Origin of the sequence: Streptomyces sp. NPDC001787 (assembly GCF_040297465.1) — a bacterium.
GTDB lineage: Bacteria > Actinomycetota > Actinomycetes > Streptomycetales > Streptomycetaceae > Streptomyces.
This window is the reverse complement of record NZ_JBEOZE010000009.1, coordinates 1-16042: the sequence shown is the minus strand read 5'-3', so window position 1 is coordinate 16042 and position 16042 is coordinate 1. Positions and strand designations below refer to the sequence as shown.

12 protein-coding genes are annotated in these 16042 nt (G+C 71.8%); 6 read left to right on the top strand and 6 right to left on the bottom strand.

The window, feature by feature from the left end:
* Positions 1 to 4 precede the first annotated feature (4 nt).
* Complete coding sequence (locus ABT170_RS14985; protein ID WP_351867502.1) at positions 5 to 736, bottom strand: MerR family transcriptional regulator; 732 nt, start codon at positions 734 to 736, stop codon at positions 5 to 7.
* A gap of 132 nt (positions 737 to 868) precedes the next feature.
* Between ABT170_RS14985 and ABT170_RS14980 the strand changes: the two genes are divergently transcribed.
* Positions 869 to 1351 (top strand): macro domain-containing protein, encoded by a 483-nt coding sequence (locus ABT170_RS14980; RefSeq protein ID WP_329946769.1) that lies wholly within the window; start codon positions 869 to 871, stop codon positions 1349 to 1351.
* Between the two features lie 137 nt (positions 1352 to 1488).
* Positions 1489 to 2121, top strand: a complete 633-nt coding sequence (locus ABT170_RS14975; protein ID WP_329946770.1) for a TetR/AcrR family transcriptional regulator — start codon at positions 1489 to 1491, stop codon at positions 2119 to 2121.
* A 44-nt stretch (positions 2122 to 2165) separates the two neighbouring features.
* Here ABT170_RS14975 and ABT170_RS14970 read toward each other — a convergent pair whose 3' ends face one another.
* From ABT170_RS14970 to ABT170_RS14960, 3 genes are all read right to left on the bottom strand, one after another.
* On the bottom strand, positions 2166 to 3080 hold the full coding sequence (locus ABT170_RS14970) for an oxygenase MpaB family protein (RefSeq protein WP_329946771.1): 915 nt from the start codon (positions 3078 to 3080) through the stop codon (positions 2166 to 2168).
* A gap of 302 nt (positions 3081 to 3382) precedes the next feature.
* A complete protein-coding gene (locus tag ABT170_RS14965; RefSeq protein ID WP_329946772.1) occupies positions 3383 to 4420 on the bottom strand; it encodes a LacI family DNA-binding transcriptional regulator in 1038 nt (345 codons plus the stop codon).
* Positions 4421 to 4574: 154 nt separating this feature from the next.
* Positions 4575 to 6119, bottom strand: coding sequence for a M1 family metallopeptidase (locus tag ABT170_RS14960; RefSeq protein ID WP_351867497.1), 1545 nt, complete (start codon positions 6117 to 6119; stop codon positions 4575 to 4577).
* Between the two features lie 235 nt (positions 6120 to 6354).
* Here ABT170_RS14960 and ABT170_RS14955 point away from each other — a divergent pair, with 235 nt between their 5' ends.
* The 3 genes from ABT170_RS14955 to ABT170_RS14945 all read left to right on the top strand — a co-directional run bounded on the left by ABT170_RS14955 (position 6355) and on the right by ABT170_RS14945 (position 11303).
* Entirely contained in the window at positions 6355 to 7740 is a 1386-nt protein-coding gene (locus ABT170_RS14955) for a M14 family metallopeptidase (protein WP_351867494.1), read from the top strand.
* A 73-nt stretch (positions 7741 to 7813) separates the two neighbouring features.
* Entirely contained in the window at positions 7814 to 9547 is a 1734-nt protein-coding gene (locus ABT170_RS14950) for a BCCT family transporter (RefSeq protein ID WP_329946775.1), read from the top strand.
* A 118-nt stretch (positions 9548 to 9665) separates the two neighbouring features.
* Positions 9666 to 11303: an ABC-F family ATP-binding cassette domain-containing protein gene (locus ABT170_RS14945; protein WP_329946776.1), complete on the top strand. Its 1638-nt coding sequence runs from the start codon at positions 9666 to 9668 to the stop codon at positions 11301 to 11303.
* A gap of 42 nt (positions 11304 to 11345) precedes the next feature.
* Here ABT170_RS14945 and ABT170_RS14940 read toward each other — a convergent pair whose 3' ends face one another.
* Together ABT170_RS14940 and ABT170_RS14935 are read right to left on the bottom strand one after the other, a co-directional pair.
* A complete protein-coding gene (locus ABT170_RS14940; RefSeq protein WP_329946777.1) occupies positions 11346 to 13793 on the bottom strand; it encodes a Tex family protein in 2448 nt (815 codons plus the stop codon).
* A 172-nt stretch (positions 13794 to 13965) separates the two neighbouring features.
* Positions 13966 to 14829, bottom strand: coding sequence for an SCO6745 family protein (locus ABT170_RS14935; RefSeq protein ID WP_329946778.1), 864 nt, complete (start codon positions 14827 to 14829; stop codon positions 13966 to 13968).
* Positions 14830 to 14963: 134 nt separating this feature from the next.
* Here ABT170_RS14935 and ABT170_RS14930 point away from each other — a divergent pair, with 134 nt between their 5' ends.
* The gene (locus tag ABT170_RS14930; protein WP_351867488.1) at positions 14964 to 15935 is read left to right on the top strand and encodes a GlxA family transcriptional regulator; all 972 of its coding nucleotides are present in this window, start codon (positions 14964 to 14966) and stop codon (positions 15933 to 15935) included.
* The last annotated feature ends 107 nt before the right edge of the window (positions 15936 to 16042 follow it).

The window sequence follows — 16042 nt, the reverse complement described above, 5'->3', positions numbered from 1 at the left end:
GTACTCACCGCGCCGTGAACGCGGCCCGCAGCTCCTGCTTCAGCGACCGCTGGAACGCGGTCACCAGCGCCTGCACCACCAACGGCTGCATATGGGCCGACAGCGACTTCATCGCGGCGACATGATCCGGGCCGGACTCGCGCTCCCGGTGGGCATTCCACACCTCGTCCCGGAACAGCCGGGTCAGCTCCTGCGAGGCCGCCCGGGTGTGCTCCACCAGGACCGTGCGCGCCGCCAGGATCGTCTCGTGCGCGATCGGCACGTCCAGCAGCTCCACCCCGAGCCGCAGCAGCCCCGGATCCACCCGGTAGCTCCCTCCGGCCTCCTCGGGCCGCTCCAGCACCTCCATCGCCGCCAGCCGGTCCACGTCCGCCCCGGTGAGCGCCCGCCCGGCCCGCCGCTCCAGCTCCGCCCCGGTCATGTGCTCGGCCTTGTCCGGCGCCCAGGACGCCACGAGCGCCCGGTGGATCGCCAGATCGTGCGCGCTCAGATCCGGCGGCAGCTGCTCCAGATACCGCTCGATGGCGGCCAGCGTCATGCCCTGGTGCTGGAGCTCCTCGATCAGGGCGAGACGCGACAGGTGCTCGTGTCCGTAGTGCCCGACCCGGCGCGGACCGATGACCGGGGGCGGCAGCAGACCGCGGGTGCTGTAGAAACGCACCGTACGCACGGTGACACCGGCGCGAGCCGCCAGCTCGTCGACGGTGAGCGTCGGCTCGTCGGTCCCGGTCACCATGTCTGCTCCTCGCTTCCCGCGGCCGTGCCCGTGCACCCGTCCGGTTCATCAGTATTGCTGTCTCACCACTGTTGTGAAAGTGGTGGGCGGCGACGGGGCGTGATTGTCAGTGGTGGTTCGTAGGGTGGGGGAATGCCGGAGATCACTTATGTACGGGGAGACGCCACGGCCCCGCAGGGCAAGGGCATCAAGCTCATCGCGCATGTCTGCAACGACCTGGGCGGCTGGGGCAAGGGCTTCGTGCTCGCCGTCTCGCGCCGCTGGCCCGAGCCGGAGAAGGAGTACCGCCGCTGGTACCGCGAGCGGGCGGGCAACGACTTCGCCCTGGGGGCCGTGCAGTTCGTCCAGGTCGCTCCGTACACCTGGGTGGCGAACATGATCGGCCAGCGGGGGACACGGACGGGCAGCAAGGGGGTGCCCGTGCGGTACGAGGCGGTGGACGCGGCTCTGGGCGCGGTGGCCGTACGGGCCGCGGAGCTGGGGGCCTCGGTCCATATGCCGCGGATCGGCTGCGGGCTGGCGGGCGGCAAGTGGTCCAGGATCGAGCCGCTGATCGGACAGCGCCTCGTCGCCGAGGGCATACCCGTGACGGTGTACGACTACGGTTCCGACTGACCCCGCGGTGAAAGCCGCCCGGAACACGGCCTGCGGCAACGCTGCCCGAACGGATGAGAGTTACGGGGTGAGGGGGCGCGTCGCCCCGTGCCGGCATGGCTATGGTGGAGTCGGACCGCAGGGACGGGGGAGGGCTCATGCCGGCGCTGAGTACCAACGAGGCACTGCTCGCGAGGGCGCTCACGGAGATTCCGCCGTCCGACGCGCTCAGCGAACAGATCCTCGACGCGGCGCGCGAGCAGTTCATCACCTTCGGGCTGCGCCGGTCGACCGTGGACGACGTCGCCAAGCGGGCACGGGTCTCGCGCGTGACCGTCTACCGGCGGATCGGGAACAAGGACAGCCTCGTCTCGGCCTGTCTGCTGCGTGAGTACCGCCGGTTCGTGGTGGAGGTCGACGACGCGGTCGCCGCGCTGCCCACCATCGAGGACCGGCTCGTCGAGGGCTTCACCGCCGTCCTCAAGCACATACGGGAACACCCGCTCGTCGGCGGTCTGCTGCGGCTCGAACCGGAGATCATGCTGCCCTTCCTCACCCTGGAGAGCGGTCCCGCCTTCCTCGCCATGCGCGGATATGTGGCCGGCCGGCTGCGCCAGGTGCGGCGGGCCGAGGGGCGGCCGGAGAGCGACCCGACACCCGTCGCCGAACTGATGGTGCGGATCACCGTCTCGTTCCTGCTCAACCCGGTCAGCTGTTTCGAGCTGGACGACGACGAGCAGGTCCGCTCCTTCGCGCGCCGCTACCTCGTCCCGCTGCTCGCCGCCGGCTGAGGCCTCACGGCCGGCCGCGGCGGGGCTCCGCCCGGGGCGGGTGCTCAGGAGGGCTCCCGCGCCGGGGGTGGCGCCGCAGCGGCCCGGACCTCGTCTGGCAGGGGCTCCAGCGGGCGGTTCCGGGCCCAGTGCGGGCCGAGGTCGTCCAGCCGCCAGCCGAACGGGTACGAGCGTGGCTGCGGGCGCGACGGCAGCCACCCGGGCCGGGCCGGCAGCAACCGCACCAGCCGCGACCGCGCCCGCAGGGCACCCGACGCGGCCGCCCTGACCGGGCGCGGCTGCACCCGGAAGCCCAGCGCCCGCAGCAGTGGCTCGTCCAGCAGCGCGAGCGAGAAGCGCGCGGCCAGCGGACGCACCGGGCGCGGATACCGGCTCGCCATCGTCCGGAACGTGGCGTTCGCGACCCGCCGGTTGGCCGGGTCGTACGCGAACATCCGCTCCTCGTAGGAGTCGAGGAGCCGCTCGAAGCCCTCGTACGTCACGGGAGCCCCCTCGATGCCCATCACGGCCGCCGTCTTCCGCCCGACCTGGGTGAGTGCCTCGATCTCCTGGGCGCACAGCGGACGCCAGCCGAACCGGTCGATCCAGCGCTTCGGCCCCACGACGGTCGTGGCCAGCACATAGAGGAAGTCCTCGTTGGGAATGCGGTACCTGCCGTGGATCCGGTTGAGGTGACGGGCCGCCGCCCGGCCGCGCGCCGAGTCGAAGCCGTCCCTGGCCATCTCGTACCCGATCAGGACGGTGTCGTCGTACCGCTTCTGTCCGGCCCGCTCGAACTCCTGGGTGCGGTCGAGGAGTACGGAGATCCGTGGGACCCCGAAGTCGCGGAGGAACGCGATGCTCACGCCCTGGCGGTAGTCCCAGGGGAACTCGTACTGCGTGATCAGCCGGAGGATCTCGGCGTAGTCGCGGGTGGGATCCATTCGGCGGATCTCGCGGAGACGGCTGTAGCGGCCCATGGTGCACCCTCCTGGAACGCGTGGTGAAGGTAGCGGTGTGCTTCAACTCCTTTGTGTTCAGAGCTATCTGATGATCCATAGGATTCAGGGAGTCAAAGTTACAAATACTATCGACTTGTTTCACGGGTGGCGTCAACACTGCTGACACGGATTCCAGGAAGGGGGGAGCGAGGGCGGCGGTACCCGCCTGCGCGCGACGGCGCGGCAGAGGGCGCGCGAGGGCGTGCGAGGGTGAGGTGAGGGTCCGGGAAGGGCCCGGGAGGGCGTGGTCGGGGGAGGCGGCGGTCAGCCGCGAGCCGCGGTCAGGCGGAGGCGCGGAGGACCAGTTCGGTCGGGGTGATGACGGACGCGGTCGCCTCGTCCCCGGTTCCGTTCAGCCGCTGCATCAGCAGCCGAACCATCAGCCGGCCCATGCCCTCGACATCCTGGCGGACCGTCGTCAGCGGCGGCTCGGTGACCTCCGCGACGGACGCCATGTCGTCGAAGCCGACCACGGCCACGTCCTCGGGAACCCGGCGGCCCCGCTCCCGCAGCACCCGCAGGGCACCCGAGGCCATCAGATCGTTGGAGACGAAGACGGCGTCCACGCCGGGGTGGCTGTCCAGCAGACGGGCCATGGCCCGCGCGCCGCCCTCGGCGGTGAAGTCACTGTCCACCACGAGGCCGGGATCGCCCGCGGGCAGGGCGTCGTGGTAGCCGTCGACGCGGTCCAGGGCCGAGGTCTGGTCGCGCGGTCCGGCGATGTGCGCTATCCGCCGCCGCCCCAGCGCGACCAGATGGCGCACGGCCTCGCGGGCACCACCGCGGTTGTCGCAGTCGACGTAGGGAACCGCCGGCCCGGAGCCGGACCCGGGACGGCCCCCGTACACCGTCGGCACACGGAACCTGCTGATGATCGCGGGCAGTTCGTCGTCCGTGTGCAGGGAGAACGCCAGCACGCCGTCGACATGGCCGCCCGCGAGATAGCGCGTGACCCGGTCGAAGTCGCCGCTCCCCTCCACCAGGAGGAGAACCAACTGGGCGTCGTGCAGAATCAGTTCACGGCTGATGCCGCGGATCTGCCGGGAGAAGAACGGGTCGGAGAAGATCCGGAACTCGGGCTCGTCGATGATCACGGCGACCGCGCCGTTGCGCCGGGTGACCAGCGTGCGCGCGGCGTGGTTCGGTATGTAGCCGAGCTCCTCGACGGCCTTGCGCACCTGATCCACCAGCGGCTGCCGCACCCCGGCGCCCCCGTTCACCACCCGGGAGGCCGTCGCCCGGGAGACGCCCGCGCGGGCCGCCACCGCCTCCAGGGTGGGCCGGGCGTCGCGGAGGGAGTCGGGGCTAGGACCGGACAAGGGACGCTCCTCGTACGCACGGGAATCCGGCCGTCGCGGGCCGGGACTGGCGGGAACTGCTCGAACACCGCCAGCCTATCCGCCGCCCCCGCGGGCGGACGGGGCGCCGCCGCTCCGCGGGGGAGCGACGGCGCCCGGGGCGTACCGCCGGGGGTCAGCGGTGGTCGTGCACCGTGTTCGTCGCGGCGATCTTCTTCCAGGACGCGGGCCGCTCGGGCCCGGCCGCCTCATGCGCCGCGCGGCGCGCGCCCTCCCGCGCGGCCGGTGCCTCGGTCCGCCCGCCCGCGGCCGTGGCGCCCGCCGCCGCCGGGAGCTCCGGGCGCGAGGGCCGGTACAGCCAGGTGTCGAAGAGCCCGGCGAGCGGCATGCCCGAGACCCGCTCCGCGTACCGTACGAAGTCGCCCACGTTCGCGTTGCCGTACGCGTGCTCGGCCGGCCAGCCCTTCAGCAGCGCGAAGAACGTGTCGTCGCCGACCTCGTTGCGCAGCACCTGGAGTGCCAGCGCGCCCCGGTCGTAGACGGCCCCGGCGAACTGGTTGTCCGGGCCCGGGTCGCCCGGCTTCACCGTCCAGAAGGCGTCGTCGGCGGGGTGCTGGGCGTAGGTGTAGTCGGCCAGTTCCTGCGCCGTGCCCTCGCCCTCCTTCTCCGACCACAGCCACTGGCTGTACCGGGCGAAGCCCTCGTTGATCCAGATGTCCTTCCAGCCCTCGACCGACACGCTGTCGCCGTACCACTGGTGCGCCAGCTCGTGCACGACGACCGAGACGTTGGCGCCGTTGGCGAACTGCCTCGGGCTGTAGAACGGCCTGGTCTGGGTCTCCAGGGCGAAGCCGCTGGTCACATTGGGTACGTAGCCCCCCAGGGCGTTGAACGGGTACGGGCCGAACACCTCGGTCAGCCACTCGGCGACCTCGCCCGTGCGCTCGATGCTGGCGCGCGCGGCCCCGTCGTTGCCGCCGAGGTCCTTGCTGTACGCGTTCAGGACCGGCAGGCCGTCCGCCGTCTTGTCGGTCGTGATGTCGAACTTGCCGATCGCCAGCGTCGTCAGATACGTCGCCTGCGGCTTGTCCGAACGCCAGTTGAACCTGGTCCACCCCAGCTTCGAGCTCTGCGACTGGAGGACGCCGTTGCTGATCGCCTGGGTGCCGTCCGGCACGGAGACCGACACGTCGTACGTCGCCTTGTCCAGCGGGTGGTCATTGCTCGGGAACCACCACACGGCCGAGTCCGGCTCCTGCGCGGCGACGCCGCCGTCGGGGGTGCGGGCCCACGCGGTCCAGCCGTTGACCTTCAGCTCGGAGGGCTTTCCGGCGTAGCGGACGACCACCGAGACCGGCTTGCCCTTCGTGAGGGCGGCGGCCGGGGTGATCTCCAGCTCCTGCTCCCCGGACTTCGTGAAGCCGGCCTTCCTGCCGTTCACCCGTACCTCGGAGACCGCGAGGCCGAAGTCGAGATTGAAGCGGGTCAGCTGCTGGGTGGGGGTGGCCAGCAGCGTCGCCGTGCCCTCCAGCAGATCGGTCGCGGGCTGGTACTTCAGCCGCAGGTCGTAGTGGGACACGTCGTAGCCACCGTTGCCGCTGGCCGGGTAGTAGGGGTCGCCGATACCCGGGGCGCCCACGGTGCCTCCGGCGGCCGATGCCGGGATCGCCAGCACGAGGGTGGCCGCGAGTGCGCTGGGGACGATGAGTCTGCGGTGCACGAATGCTCCAAGTCGTCGGGGCGGATGATCTTCCGACCGGTCGTGGCGACACTAGCCAGACGAGAGCGTTTTTGACCGGCTCATGGCTATTTCTGTCACACGATCGCCATCCGGCCGTCATGGCGCGAGTGATCGCCCCCTGTCGCACCGGAGTTGACCGGGGTACCTTCCGCACACGCCGACAGGCCGGCGGGTACCCCCGTGCCCGTCCCCCGCACCCGGGAGGCAGCCGCTGATGACCCCTCGCATCGCCCGTGCACTCCGATTCCCCGCCCCTCGCCCGTCCCTCCGGCCGGACGCCGCGCGAACGCCGCGTCGGACGGGCGCCCCGCTCCGCCGTCGAACGGCCGTGCGCACGATGGTGCTGGCGGCGTCGGCCGCCGCGCTCGCCCTGCCGTTCGCCACGGTTCCCGCCGAGGCCGCGCACCGCCCGCCGCGCACCGGCTTCGAGCTCAGCGACGGGGCCCGCTGGACGGGGCAGCCGGAGGAACAGTCCTTCCTCGCCGCCGTGGACCGGGGGAGCGACCGGGTCTCCGTCGACCGGATCGGCACGACCGAGGAGGGACGGCCGCTCCAGCTCGTCCGCATCGGCGGGCACCGGACCACGTCGAACACGATGCTGCTGATCTGCAGTCAGCACGGCAACGAGCCCTCCGGCCGCGAGGCGTGCCTGTCGACCGTCCGCGATCTCGCCTTCGCCGAGGACCGGGCGACCCGCGACTTCCTGTCCCGTACCCGGGTGCTGGTCCTGCCGACGGCCAACCCCGACGGGCGCGCCGCCAACACCCGGGGCAACGCGGACGGTGTCGACATCAACCGCGACCACATCGCCCTGGAGACCGCCGAGGGCCGGGCCATGGCGGCGGTGATCCGCGACCGACGTCCCGATGTCATCTACGACTTGCACGAGTACGGGGCGACACCCCCGTACTACGACAAGGACCTCTTCGTCCTGTGGCCGCGCAATCCCAATGTCTCCGACCGGGTGCACGAGGCCTCGAAGACCCTGTCCGACCGCTATGTGAGGACCGCCGCGACGGCGGCCGGCTTCAGCAGCGGCCTGTACGGCATCTGGACCGATCCGGTGACCGGCGACCCCATCAAGCAGACGGCGGGCGACGGCCAGGAACGGATCCTGCGCAACACCTCGGGCATCAAGCACGCGGTCGGTCTGCTCATCGAATCCCGGGTCGACGCGCTCAGCGACGAGGAGAAGGCGGACCACGCGCTGAACCAGCGGCGCAGGGTCCGGTCCCAGCAGGCGGCGCTCGACGGTCTGTTCGCCTTCACCGGGCAGCAGCGCGGCCGGATCGAGGCCGCCACCACCGCCTCGCGGCTCGCGGGGTTCGCGGACCGGGGGCCCGTCCATCTGGGCGGGGCGGACAACGACCCGGCCGAGCCGGACGAGATCCTGCAGGACCCGCCGTGCGGTTACCGGCTGGACGCCGCCCAGTACGCCGAGGTGCGGGACGAACTGGCCCTGCACGGCGTCACCTCCCGGCGGGAGGGCGACGGAGCGTACGTACCGCTGCGGCAGTCGGCCCGCGACCTGATTCCCCTCCTGCTCGACGAACGCGCGACATATCACCTCACAAACGGTCAAGCCGATACCGCTTGTTGATCCCCTGAGATGCGCGTCCTGTGTGGTACTGCCTACGGAGAGCGATTTTCGGACTCCGTGAAAGGTGCCATTCGTGTCGCAGGACGATCAGAGAACGGGCGGACGGGGAGATCTGCCGGTCACGGCCGATCTCCCCGCCGAGGCGCCCCACGGCAGGCGCCCCACGACCGACCGGGTGGTGTTCGGAGTCACGGCGGTCCTCACCCTCGCCTTCGTGCTCTGGGGCTCGGTCGCCACCGACTCGCTGGAAAGGGTCTCCAGCAGGCTGCTCAACGGGCTCATCCACAACGGTGGCTGGGCCTTCATGCTCGCGGCGTCCGGCTTCGTGGTCTTCGCGCTGTGGCTCGCGATCAGCCGCTACGGGAAGATCTCGCTCGGCCAGGAGGGCGAGGAGCCGGAGTTCCGGACCGTCTCCTGGGTCGCGATGATGTTCAGCGCCGGAATGGGCATCGGCCTGATGTTCTACGGGGTGAGTGAGCCGCTCGCCCACTTCGTCGATCCGCCTCCGGGCACCCATCCCGCCGACGCGGCCGAGGCCATGCAGACGGCCATGGCCACCACCCTCTTCCACTGGACGCTGCACCCCTGGGCGATCTACGCGGTGGTCGGGCTGGCCATCGCCTACAGCACCTACCGGAGACGGCGGCGGCAGACGATCAGCGCGGTCTTCGAGCCGCTGATCGGTGAACGGCACGCGCGCGGAGGCGTCGGCCGGTTCATCGACATCCTCGCCATCTTCGCGACCCTCTTCGGCTCGGCCGCATCCCTGGGCCTGGGCGCCCTCCAGATCGGCAGCGGATTCCACGAGCTGGACTGGAAGGAGAAGACGGGCACCGGACTGCTGGTCGCCATCATCGCGGCCCTGACCGTCGCCTTCGTCGCCTCCGCCGTCTCCGGCGTGGAGAAGGGCATCCAGTGGCTGTCCAACACCAACATGGTGCTCGCCCTGATCCTGGTCGTGTTCGTCTTCATCGCCGGTCCCACCATCATCGTGCTGGACCTGCTGCCCACGTCGATCGCCGCGTACTTCGGCGACCTCGCCCAGCTCGCCGGTCGGACCGAGGCGACCGGCAAGGACGAGGTGGCCGAGTGGCTCGGCAACTGGACGGTCTTCTACTGGGCCTGGTGGATCTCCTGGACGCCCTTCGTCGGCATGTTCATCGCGCGGATCAGCCGGGGCCGGACGATCCGCCAGTTCGTCGGCGGCGTCATCCTGGTCCCCAGCACCGTCAGCCTGGTCTGGTTCGCCGTGTTCGGCGGCTCGGCGATCAAGCTCCAGGAATCCGGGAGGCTCGGCGACGCCGACACCCCGGAGGCCCAGCTCTTCGGTGTCCTCCAGGAGTTCCCGGTCCCCACCGTGATGAGCGTCCTGGTGATGGTGCTCGTCGGCATCTTCTTCGTCTCCGGCGCGGACGCCGCCTCCATCGTCATGGGCACGCTCTCCCAGAAGGGCGTCCTCGAACCGGCCAAGTGGGTCGTGATCTTCTGGGGAGTCGTCACCGGCGCCGTCGCCGCCGTCATGCTGCTCATCGGCGACGGCAAGGGAGACGCGCTGGCCGGGCTCCAGAACCTCACCATCCTGGTGGCCGCGCCCTTCACCATCGTGATGATCGGGATGTGCGTGGCCCTGATGCGGGACCTGCGCCAGGACCCGCAGATCGTCCGGCAGGAGTTCGGGGTGGAGGCCGTCGAATCCGCCGTGATCGAGGGCCACGCCAGGTACGACGGCGACTTCGAGATCCGGATCGGCCCGGGGACCGCGCAGATCACCACGGACCGGCGCCACACGTCCGACCCCTCCGACTGAGGGCGCTCCCCGGGAGCCCCGCGCGGCGGGGCCGCCCCCGGGCGCGCCCCGGCCGCCGGCTCGGCCGCCGGCTCGGCCGCCCCGGTGTCCCCCGCGGCGGATTAGTATCGACACCCTGATGACTGCCACCCTCGTCGCCAAGGACCTCGCCGCCGGACACGGCGACCGCACACTCTTCGCCGGACTCGACCTCGTCGTCGCGCCCGGTGATGTGATCGGTCTCGTCGGAGTCAACGGCGCCGGAAAATCGTCCCTGCTCCGTCTCTTCGCCGGGCTGGACCAGCCGGAGGAGGGGGAGCTGCGGCTCTCCCCGCCCACCGCCACCGTCGGACACCTCCCGCAGGAGCCCGAGCGGCGCCCGGCGGAGACCGTGCGGGAGTTCCTGGCCCGCCGCACCGGGGTCGCCGACGCCCAGCGCGCGATGGACGCCGCGACCCAGGACCTGGTCGACGGGGCGCCGGGCGCGGACGACGCGTACTCCGAGAGCCTGGAGCGCTGGCTCGCGCTCGGCGGCGCCGACCTGGACGAGCGGGCCGAGGAGGTCGCCGCCGATCTGGGGCTGACCATCGGCCTCGACCTCCCCATGACGGCGCTCTCCGGCGGCCAGGCGGCCCGCGCCGGTCTCGCCTCGCTCCTGCTGTCCCGCTACGACATCTTCCTGCTCGACGAGCCGACCAACGACCTCGACCTGGACGGCCTGGAGCGCCTCGAACGCTTCGTGTCGGGACTGCGCGCGGGCACCGTCGTCATCAGCCACGACCGCGAGTTCCTGCTGCGCACGGTCACCAAGGTCCTCGAACTGGACCTCGCCCAGCAGCAGATCAATCTCTACGGCGGTGGGTACGCGGCCTACCTGGAGGAGCGCGAGACCGCCCGCCGGCACGCCCGTGAGGGGTACGAGGAGTACGCCGGCAAGCGGGCGGCCCTCGAAGCCCGCGGCCATATGCAGCGCTCCTGGATGGACAAGGGCGTCAGGAACGCCCGGCGCAAGGCCACCGACGGCGACAAGCTCGGCCGTAACGCGCGCAGCGAGGCGAGCGAGAAGCAGGCCGCGAAGGCCCGGCAGACACAGCGCATGATCGAGCGGCTCGACGTGGTCGACGAGCCGCGCAAGGAGTGGGAGCTGCGGATGGAGATCGCCGCAGCCCCCCGCTCCGGATCGGTCGTCGCCACCCTGCGCGAGGCACAGGTCGTGCGCGGCGACTTCACCTTCGGACCGGTGTCGCTCCAGATCGACTGGGCGGACCGGGTCGCCATCACCGGCGCCAACGGGGCGGGCAAGTCCACCCTGCTCGCCGCCCTGCTGGGCAGGCTCCCGCTGGACTCGGGGCACGCCACGCTCGGCTCGGGCGTGGTGGTCGGCGAGGTCGACCAGGCGCGGAAGCTGTTCCTGGGCGCGGAGTCGCTGCTGGAGGCGTTCTGCGCGGCGGTCCCCGACACCGAGCCCGCCGAGGTCCGCACCCTGCTGGCCAAGTTCGGTCTGCGCGCCGACCATGTGATGCGCCCCGCGACGACCCTCTCCCCGGGCGAGCGCACCCGGTCCGCCCTCGCGCTCCTCCAGGGCCGGGGCGTCAACCTCCTCGTCCTCGACGAGCCGACCAACCACCTGGACCTGCCCGCGATCGAGCAGCTGGAGTCCGCGCTGGAGTCGTACACGGGGACGCTGCTGCTGGTCACCCACGACCGGCGGATGCTGGAGGCTGTGACGACGACGAGGCGGGTCGAGGTCGAGGCCGGCGGAATCAAGGAACTCTGACGGCACCGGGTGCGGGGGCGCTGCCCCCGCACCCGCCCGGACTCAGCGCTTCCGGCCGCCGCCCTGCTGCGGATCCGTCAGTCCGGCCCGGCGCAACGCGTCCGCCATCGCGCTGTTGGCCGGAGCCGGGGCTCCCGCCCCGCCGCGGGAGGCGCCGCCGCCACGGGCCGCACCGCCCCCGCCGCCGCGCCGGTCCCGGCCGCCCTGGCCCCGCTGACCGCGGTCCGCCCGGCCCTCGCCCTGCTCCTGTCGCTGCTTGGGCGGACGGCCGCCCCGGCCACCGCCCTGCCCGCCACCGGCCGGCGCGCCCGGCTCGTCGTCCAGCCGCAGCGTCAACGAGATCCGCTTGCGCGGAATGTCGACGTCCATGACCTTGACCTTCACGATGTCCCCGGGCTTCACGACATCCCGCGGATCCTTCACGAATGTCCTCGACAGCGCCGAGACGTGCACCAGACCGTCCTGGTGGACGCCGATGTCGACGAACGCGCCGAACGCGGCGACGTTCGTGACGACTCCCTCCAGCACCATTCCCCGGGCCAGGTCGCCGAGCTTCTCGACGCCCTCCTTGAACGTGGCCGTCCGGAAGGCCGGACGCGGGTCGCGGCCCGGCTTCTCCAGTTCCCTCAGAATGTCCGTCACGGTCGGCAGCCCGAACGTGTCGTCCACGAAGTCGGCCGCCCGCAGCGACCTCAGCGCGCCCGCGTTCCCGATCAGGGAGGCGACCTCGCTGCCCGTCGTCCTCACCATCCGCCGCACCACGGGGTACGCCTCGGGGTGCACGCTCGACCCGTCCAGCGGGTCGTCGCCGTCACGGATGCGCAGGAAGCCCGCGCACTGCTCGTACGCCTTCGGGCCGAGCCGCGCCACGTCCTTGAGCGCCTTGCGGGACCGGAAGGGGCCGTTGCTGTCCCGGTGGGCGACGATGTTCTCGGCGAGCCCGGAGCTGATCCCGGAGACCCGTGAAAGAAGGGGTGCCGAGGCGGTGTTGACGTCGACACCGACACCGTTCACACAGTCCTCGACCACCGCGTCCAGCGAGCGCGACAGCTTCACCTCGGACAGGTCGTGCTGGTACTGGCCGACCCCGATCGACTTGGGGTCGATCTTCACCAGTTCGGCCAGCGGATCCTGGAGCCGCCGTGCGATCGACACGGCACCGCGCAACGACACATCCATGTCCGGCAGTTCCTGCGAGGCGAACGCCGACGCCGAGTACACGGAGGCGCCCGCCTCCGACACCATCACCTTGGTGAGCTTCAACTCGGGGTGTTTGTCGATGAGTTCACCGGCGAGCTTGTCCGTCTCGCGGGACGCCGTGCCATTGCCGATCGCGATCAGATCGACGTGGTGCGCCTTCGCCAGCTGCTCCAGCCTCGCCAGCGACTGGTCCCACCTGTTCGCCGGGACATGCGGGTGGATGACATCGGTGGCCACCACCTTGCCGGTCGCGTCGACGACGGCGACCTTGACGCCCGTACGGAATCCGGGGTCGAGGCCGAGCGTGGCGCGCGTCCCGGCCGGGGCGGCGAGCAGCAGATCACGCAGGTTCGACGCGAAGACGCGTACCGCCTCGTCCTCCGCGGCCGTACGCAGCCGCAGCCGCACATCGATGCCGAGGTGCACCAGGATCCGGGTCCGCCACGCCCAGCGCACCGTGTCGCCGAGCCACTTGTCGCCGGGACGGCCGCGGTCGGCGACGCCGAAGCGTCGGGCGACCATGTTCTCGTAGACGGAGGGGCCCGGCCGGTCCGCCTCCTCGGGCGCCTCGGGCTCCAGGACCAGGTCGAGCATCTCCTCCTTCTCGCCCCGCAGCATCGCGAGCACCCGGTGCGAGGGCAGCGCGGTGAACGGCTCCGCGAAGTCGAAGTAGTCCGCGAACTTCGCGCCCGCCTCCTCCTTGCCCTCCCGGACCTTCGCCGCGAGCCGCCCGCGCGACCACATGCGCTCACGCAGCTCACCGGTCAGATCGGCGTCCTCGGAGAAGCGCTCGGTGAGGATGGCACGGGCGCCCTCCAGCGCCGCCGCCCCGTCCGCGACGCCCTTGTCCGCGTCGACGAACGCGGCAGCCGCCGCGAGCGGATCAACCGACGGGTCGCCGAGCAGCCCGTCCGCCAGCGGTTCGAGGCCCGCCTCCCGCGCGATCTGCGCCTTCGTGCGCCGCTTCGGCTTGAACGGCAGGTAGATGTCCTCAAGACGCGCCTTGGTGTCGGCGGCCCGGATCCGCGCCTCCAGCGCCTCGTCGAGCTTGCCCTGTTCACGTACGGAGTCGAGGATCGACGTACGCCGCTCCTCCAGCTCCCGCAGATACCGCAGCCGCTCCTCCAACGTGCGCAGCTGCGCATCGTCGAGCATCTCGGTCGCTTCCTTGCGGTAGCGCGCGATGAACGGCACGGTCGACCCGCCGTCGAGCAGCTCGACGGCCGCCTTCACCTGACGCTCACGTACGCCGAGCTCCTCGGCGATCCTGCCTTCGATGGACGTCGTCACGGTTTTCCCGACTCGCCTTCTCGTACTGGCTGTGCTGGCCGTGCAAAGAGCTTGCCGCTCCTACCGCTGCACGCTCTTGCGGGGGTGGTCCCCTTCGCCTGCATTGTGCCGGGTGGCCGGGGGCCGTGTCGCGCGCCCTCCACGAACACGGCCGGACACCACCGGGACGCGGTCAGCCCTTGCCGGCCAGATCGCCGGGGAACGCGCCCGCCGAGGCCGCCGCGAACAGGAAGCCGCGCCCCAACTCCGTGAGCCGCTCCACACCGGCCGCGCCCAGGTGCTCGTACGGTGCGGAGTCCATCGCGTCCGTGGCCTCCTCCACCTCCGCCCGCAGTGCCGTGCCGGACTCCGTCAGCTCGCCCTCGGCGTTCAGCAGGCCGCGGGCGCGCAGCCGCCCGGCCGCGTCCTCCCAGTCCCCACGGCTCCAGCCCCGGGTGGCGAGGATCCAGCCCGGAGCCATGCCCTTGCCCGTGGCGGTGTGGCTGACCAGGGCTTCGACCGGGTCGAGACCGGCGGCGAGCAGCGCGGCGAGATGGGCGTCGCCGCGGTGCTCGCGCAGCAGCGTCGCGGCATGCCAGTACGCCAGGTGCGGCTGCTCGGGCACCGGGAGATCCGCGTGGGCGGCGTACAGCGTCCGGGCGTGCCGGGTGCAGGCCTCGGTGGCGCGCAGCGCGAGTCCGGCCGCCTCGGCCAGCTCGGCGGAGGCGAGGGTCTCCTCCCCGAGCAGCCGGCGCAGGGTCGAGTCGACCGCGCGCAGCCGCGCGCCGAGGACCGCCTCCGGAGCGGCGACGGACCAGACGGCGGGCACATGGCGGGCCACCAGCTCATGGTTGAAGTTGTAGAAGGCCGCGGTGACCGTGCCCGCTCCCGCCGCGCCCAGCGCGGCGCTCCGGGCGGCGAGGTAGACGGCGTGCGCGTCGTCGATGCCGAGCTCCCCGAGCTCCTTGCCGAGGTCGGGGGAGAAGTAGACGGTGGAGTGGAAGGGGTTGAGGGCGTTGTGGCAGCGGCGTCCGGCGCGGGGCGGCAGAGTAGTCATGCCCGCACGTTACCGACTGGTCGGTACGTTCCGTAACCCTTGGTGCCGCCCGAAATACGGGGCCGCGACCGTGGCAGGAAAGGTGGGGAACTCGTCATTGCGGCCATCGGGACCCGCCGCCCAGGATGGCATCCATGAAGCAGCGATCCGTTCTCGTCGTCCTCTTCGACGGCGTCCAGAGCCTCGATGTGAGCGGGCCGACGGAGGTCTTCGCCGGAGCCTCCCGCTTCCCCGGGGTCTCCTACGAACTGCGCACCGCCTCACTGGACGGCGGCCCGGTCCGCTGCGGCAGCGGGCTCACGCTGCTCCCCGACAGCAGCCTCGCCGACGCCGCCGCGCCGCACACGCTGCTGGTGCCCGGCGGGCACGGCACCCGCACGGCCGACCCGGCCCTCACCGCCTGGCTGCGCGCGGCGGCCCCGCACGCGCAGCGGCTGGTCTCCGTGTGCACGGGCGCCCTGCTGCTGGCGAAGGCGGGGCTGCTGGGCGGGCACCGGGTGACGACGCACTGGAACTACTGCGAACAGCTCGCCCGCGATTTCCCGGCCGTCGAGGTGGACCCCGACCCGATCTTCGTACGCGACGGGAGACTGGCCACCTCGGCGGGGGTCACCGCGGGCATCGATCTCGCACTGGCCCTGGTCGAGGAGGACCACGGGCGGGCGGTCGCGCTCACCGTCGCCCGGCATCTCGTGGTGTTCCTGCGACGGCCGGGCAACCAGGCCCAGTTCAGTGCCCAGCTCACCGCCCAGACGGCCCGGCGCGAGCCGCTGCGGGACATCCAGCACTGGATCAGCGAGCACCCCGGCGGGGACCTCTGCGTGGAGGCCCTGGCGCGGCGGGCCAGGCTCTCGCCCCGTCACTTCGCCCGCGCCTTCCGGGCGGAGACGGGTCTGACGCCGGGCCGGTACGTCGACCGGGTGCGCCTGGAACATGCGCGCAGGCTTCTGGAGGACACCTCCGACGGCGTCGTCGGGGTCGCGCGCGCCAGCGGCTACGGCACCCCGGAAGCCATGCGCCGCGCCTTCGTCAAAGCCCTCGGAACGGCGCCGTCCGAATACCGCCGCCGCTTCCGGACCGCGGAACCGGCCGACCGGCCCGGGTGATGACCGGCGGCCAAGGGCTGTCCCGCAATTCCTGGCGGGCGCACGACGACAGCTACGGCACCTCGCCGCGTTGTCGAAACGCCCGAATACATCCAGTATGCGGGCGC

What these genes read in the sequence shown, in the direction of transcription:
- ABT170_RS14985 (WP_351867502.1), bottom strand. Translation starts at nt 736, where the DNA reads ATGGTGACCGGGACCGACGAGCCGACGCTCACCGTCGACGAGCTGGCG.
- ABT170_RS14980 (WP_329946769.1), top strand. Translation starts at nt 869, where the DNA reads ATGCCGGAGATCACTTATGTACGGGGAGACGCCACGGCCCCGCAGGGC.
- ABT170_RS14975 (WP_329946770.1), top strand. Translation starts at nt 1,489, where the DNA reads ATGCCGGCGCTGAGTACCAACGAGGCACTGCTCGCGAGGGCGCTCACG.
- ABT170_RS14970 (WP_329946771.1), bottom strand. Translation starts at nt 3,080, where the DNA reads ATGGGCCGCTACAGCCGTCTCCGCGAGATCCGCCGAATGGATCCCACC.
- ABT170_RS14955 (WP_351867494.1), top strand. Translation starts at nt 6,355, where the DNA reads ATGACCCCTCGCATCGCCCGTGCACTCCGATTCCCCGCCCCTCGCCCG.
- ABT170_RS14945 (WP_329946776.1), top strand. Translation starts at nt 9,666, where the DNA reads ATGACTGCCACCCTCGTCGCCAAGGACCTCGCCGCCGGACACGGCGAC.
- ABT170_RS14935 (WP_329946778.1), bottom strand. Translation starts at nt 14,829, where the DNA reads ATGACTACTCTGCCGCCCCGCGCCGGACGCCGCTGCCACAACGCCCTC.
- ABT170_RS14930 (WP_351867488.1), top strand. Translation starts at nt 14,964, where the DNA reads ATGAAGCAGCGATCCGTTCTCGTCGTCCTCTTCGACGGCGTCCAGAGC.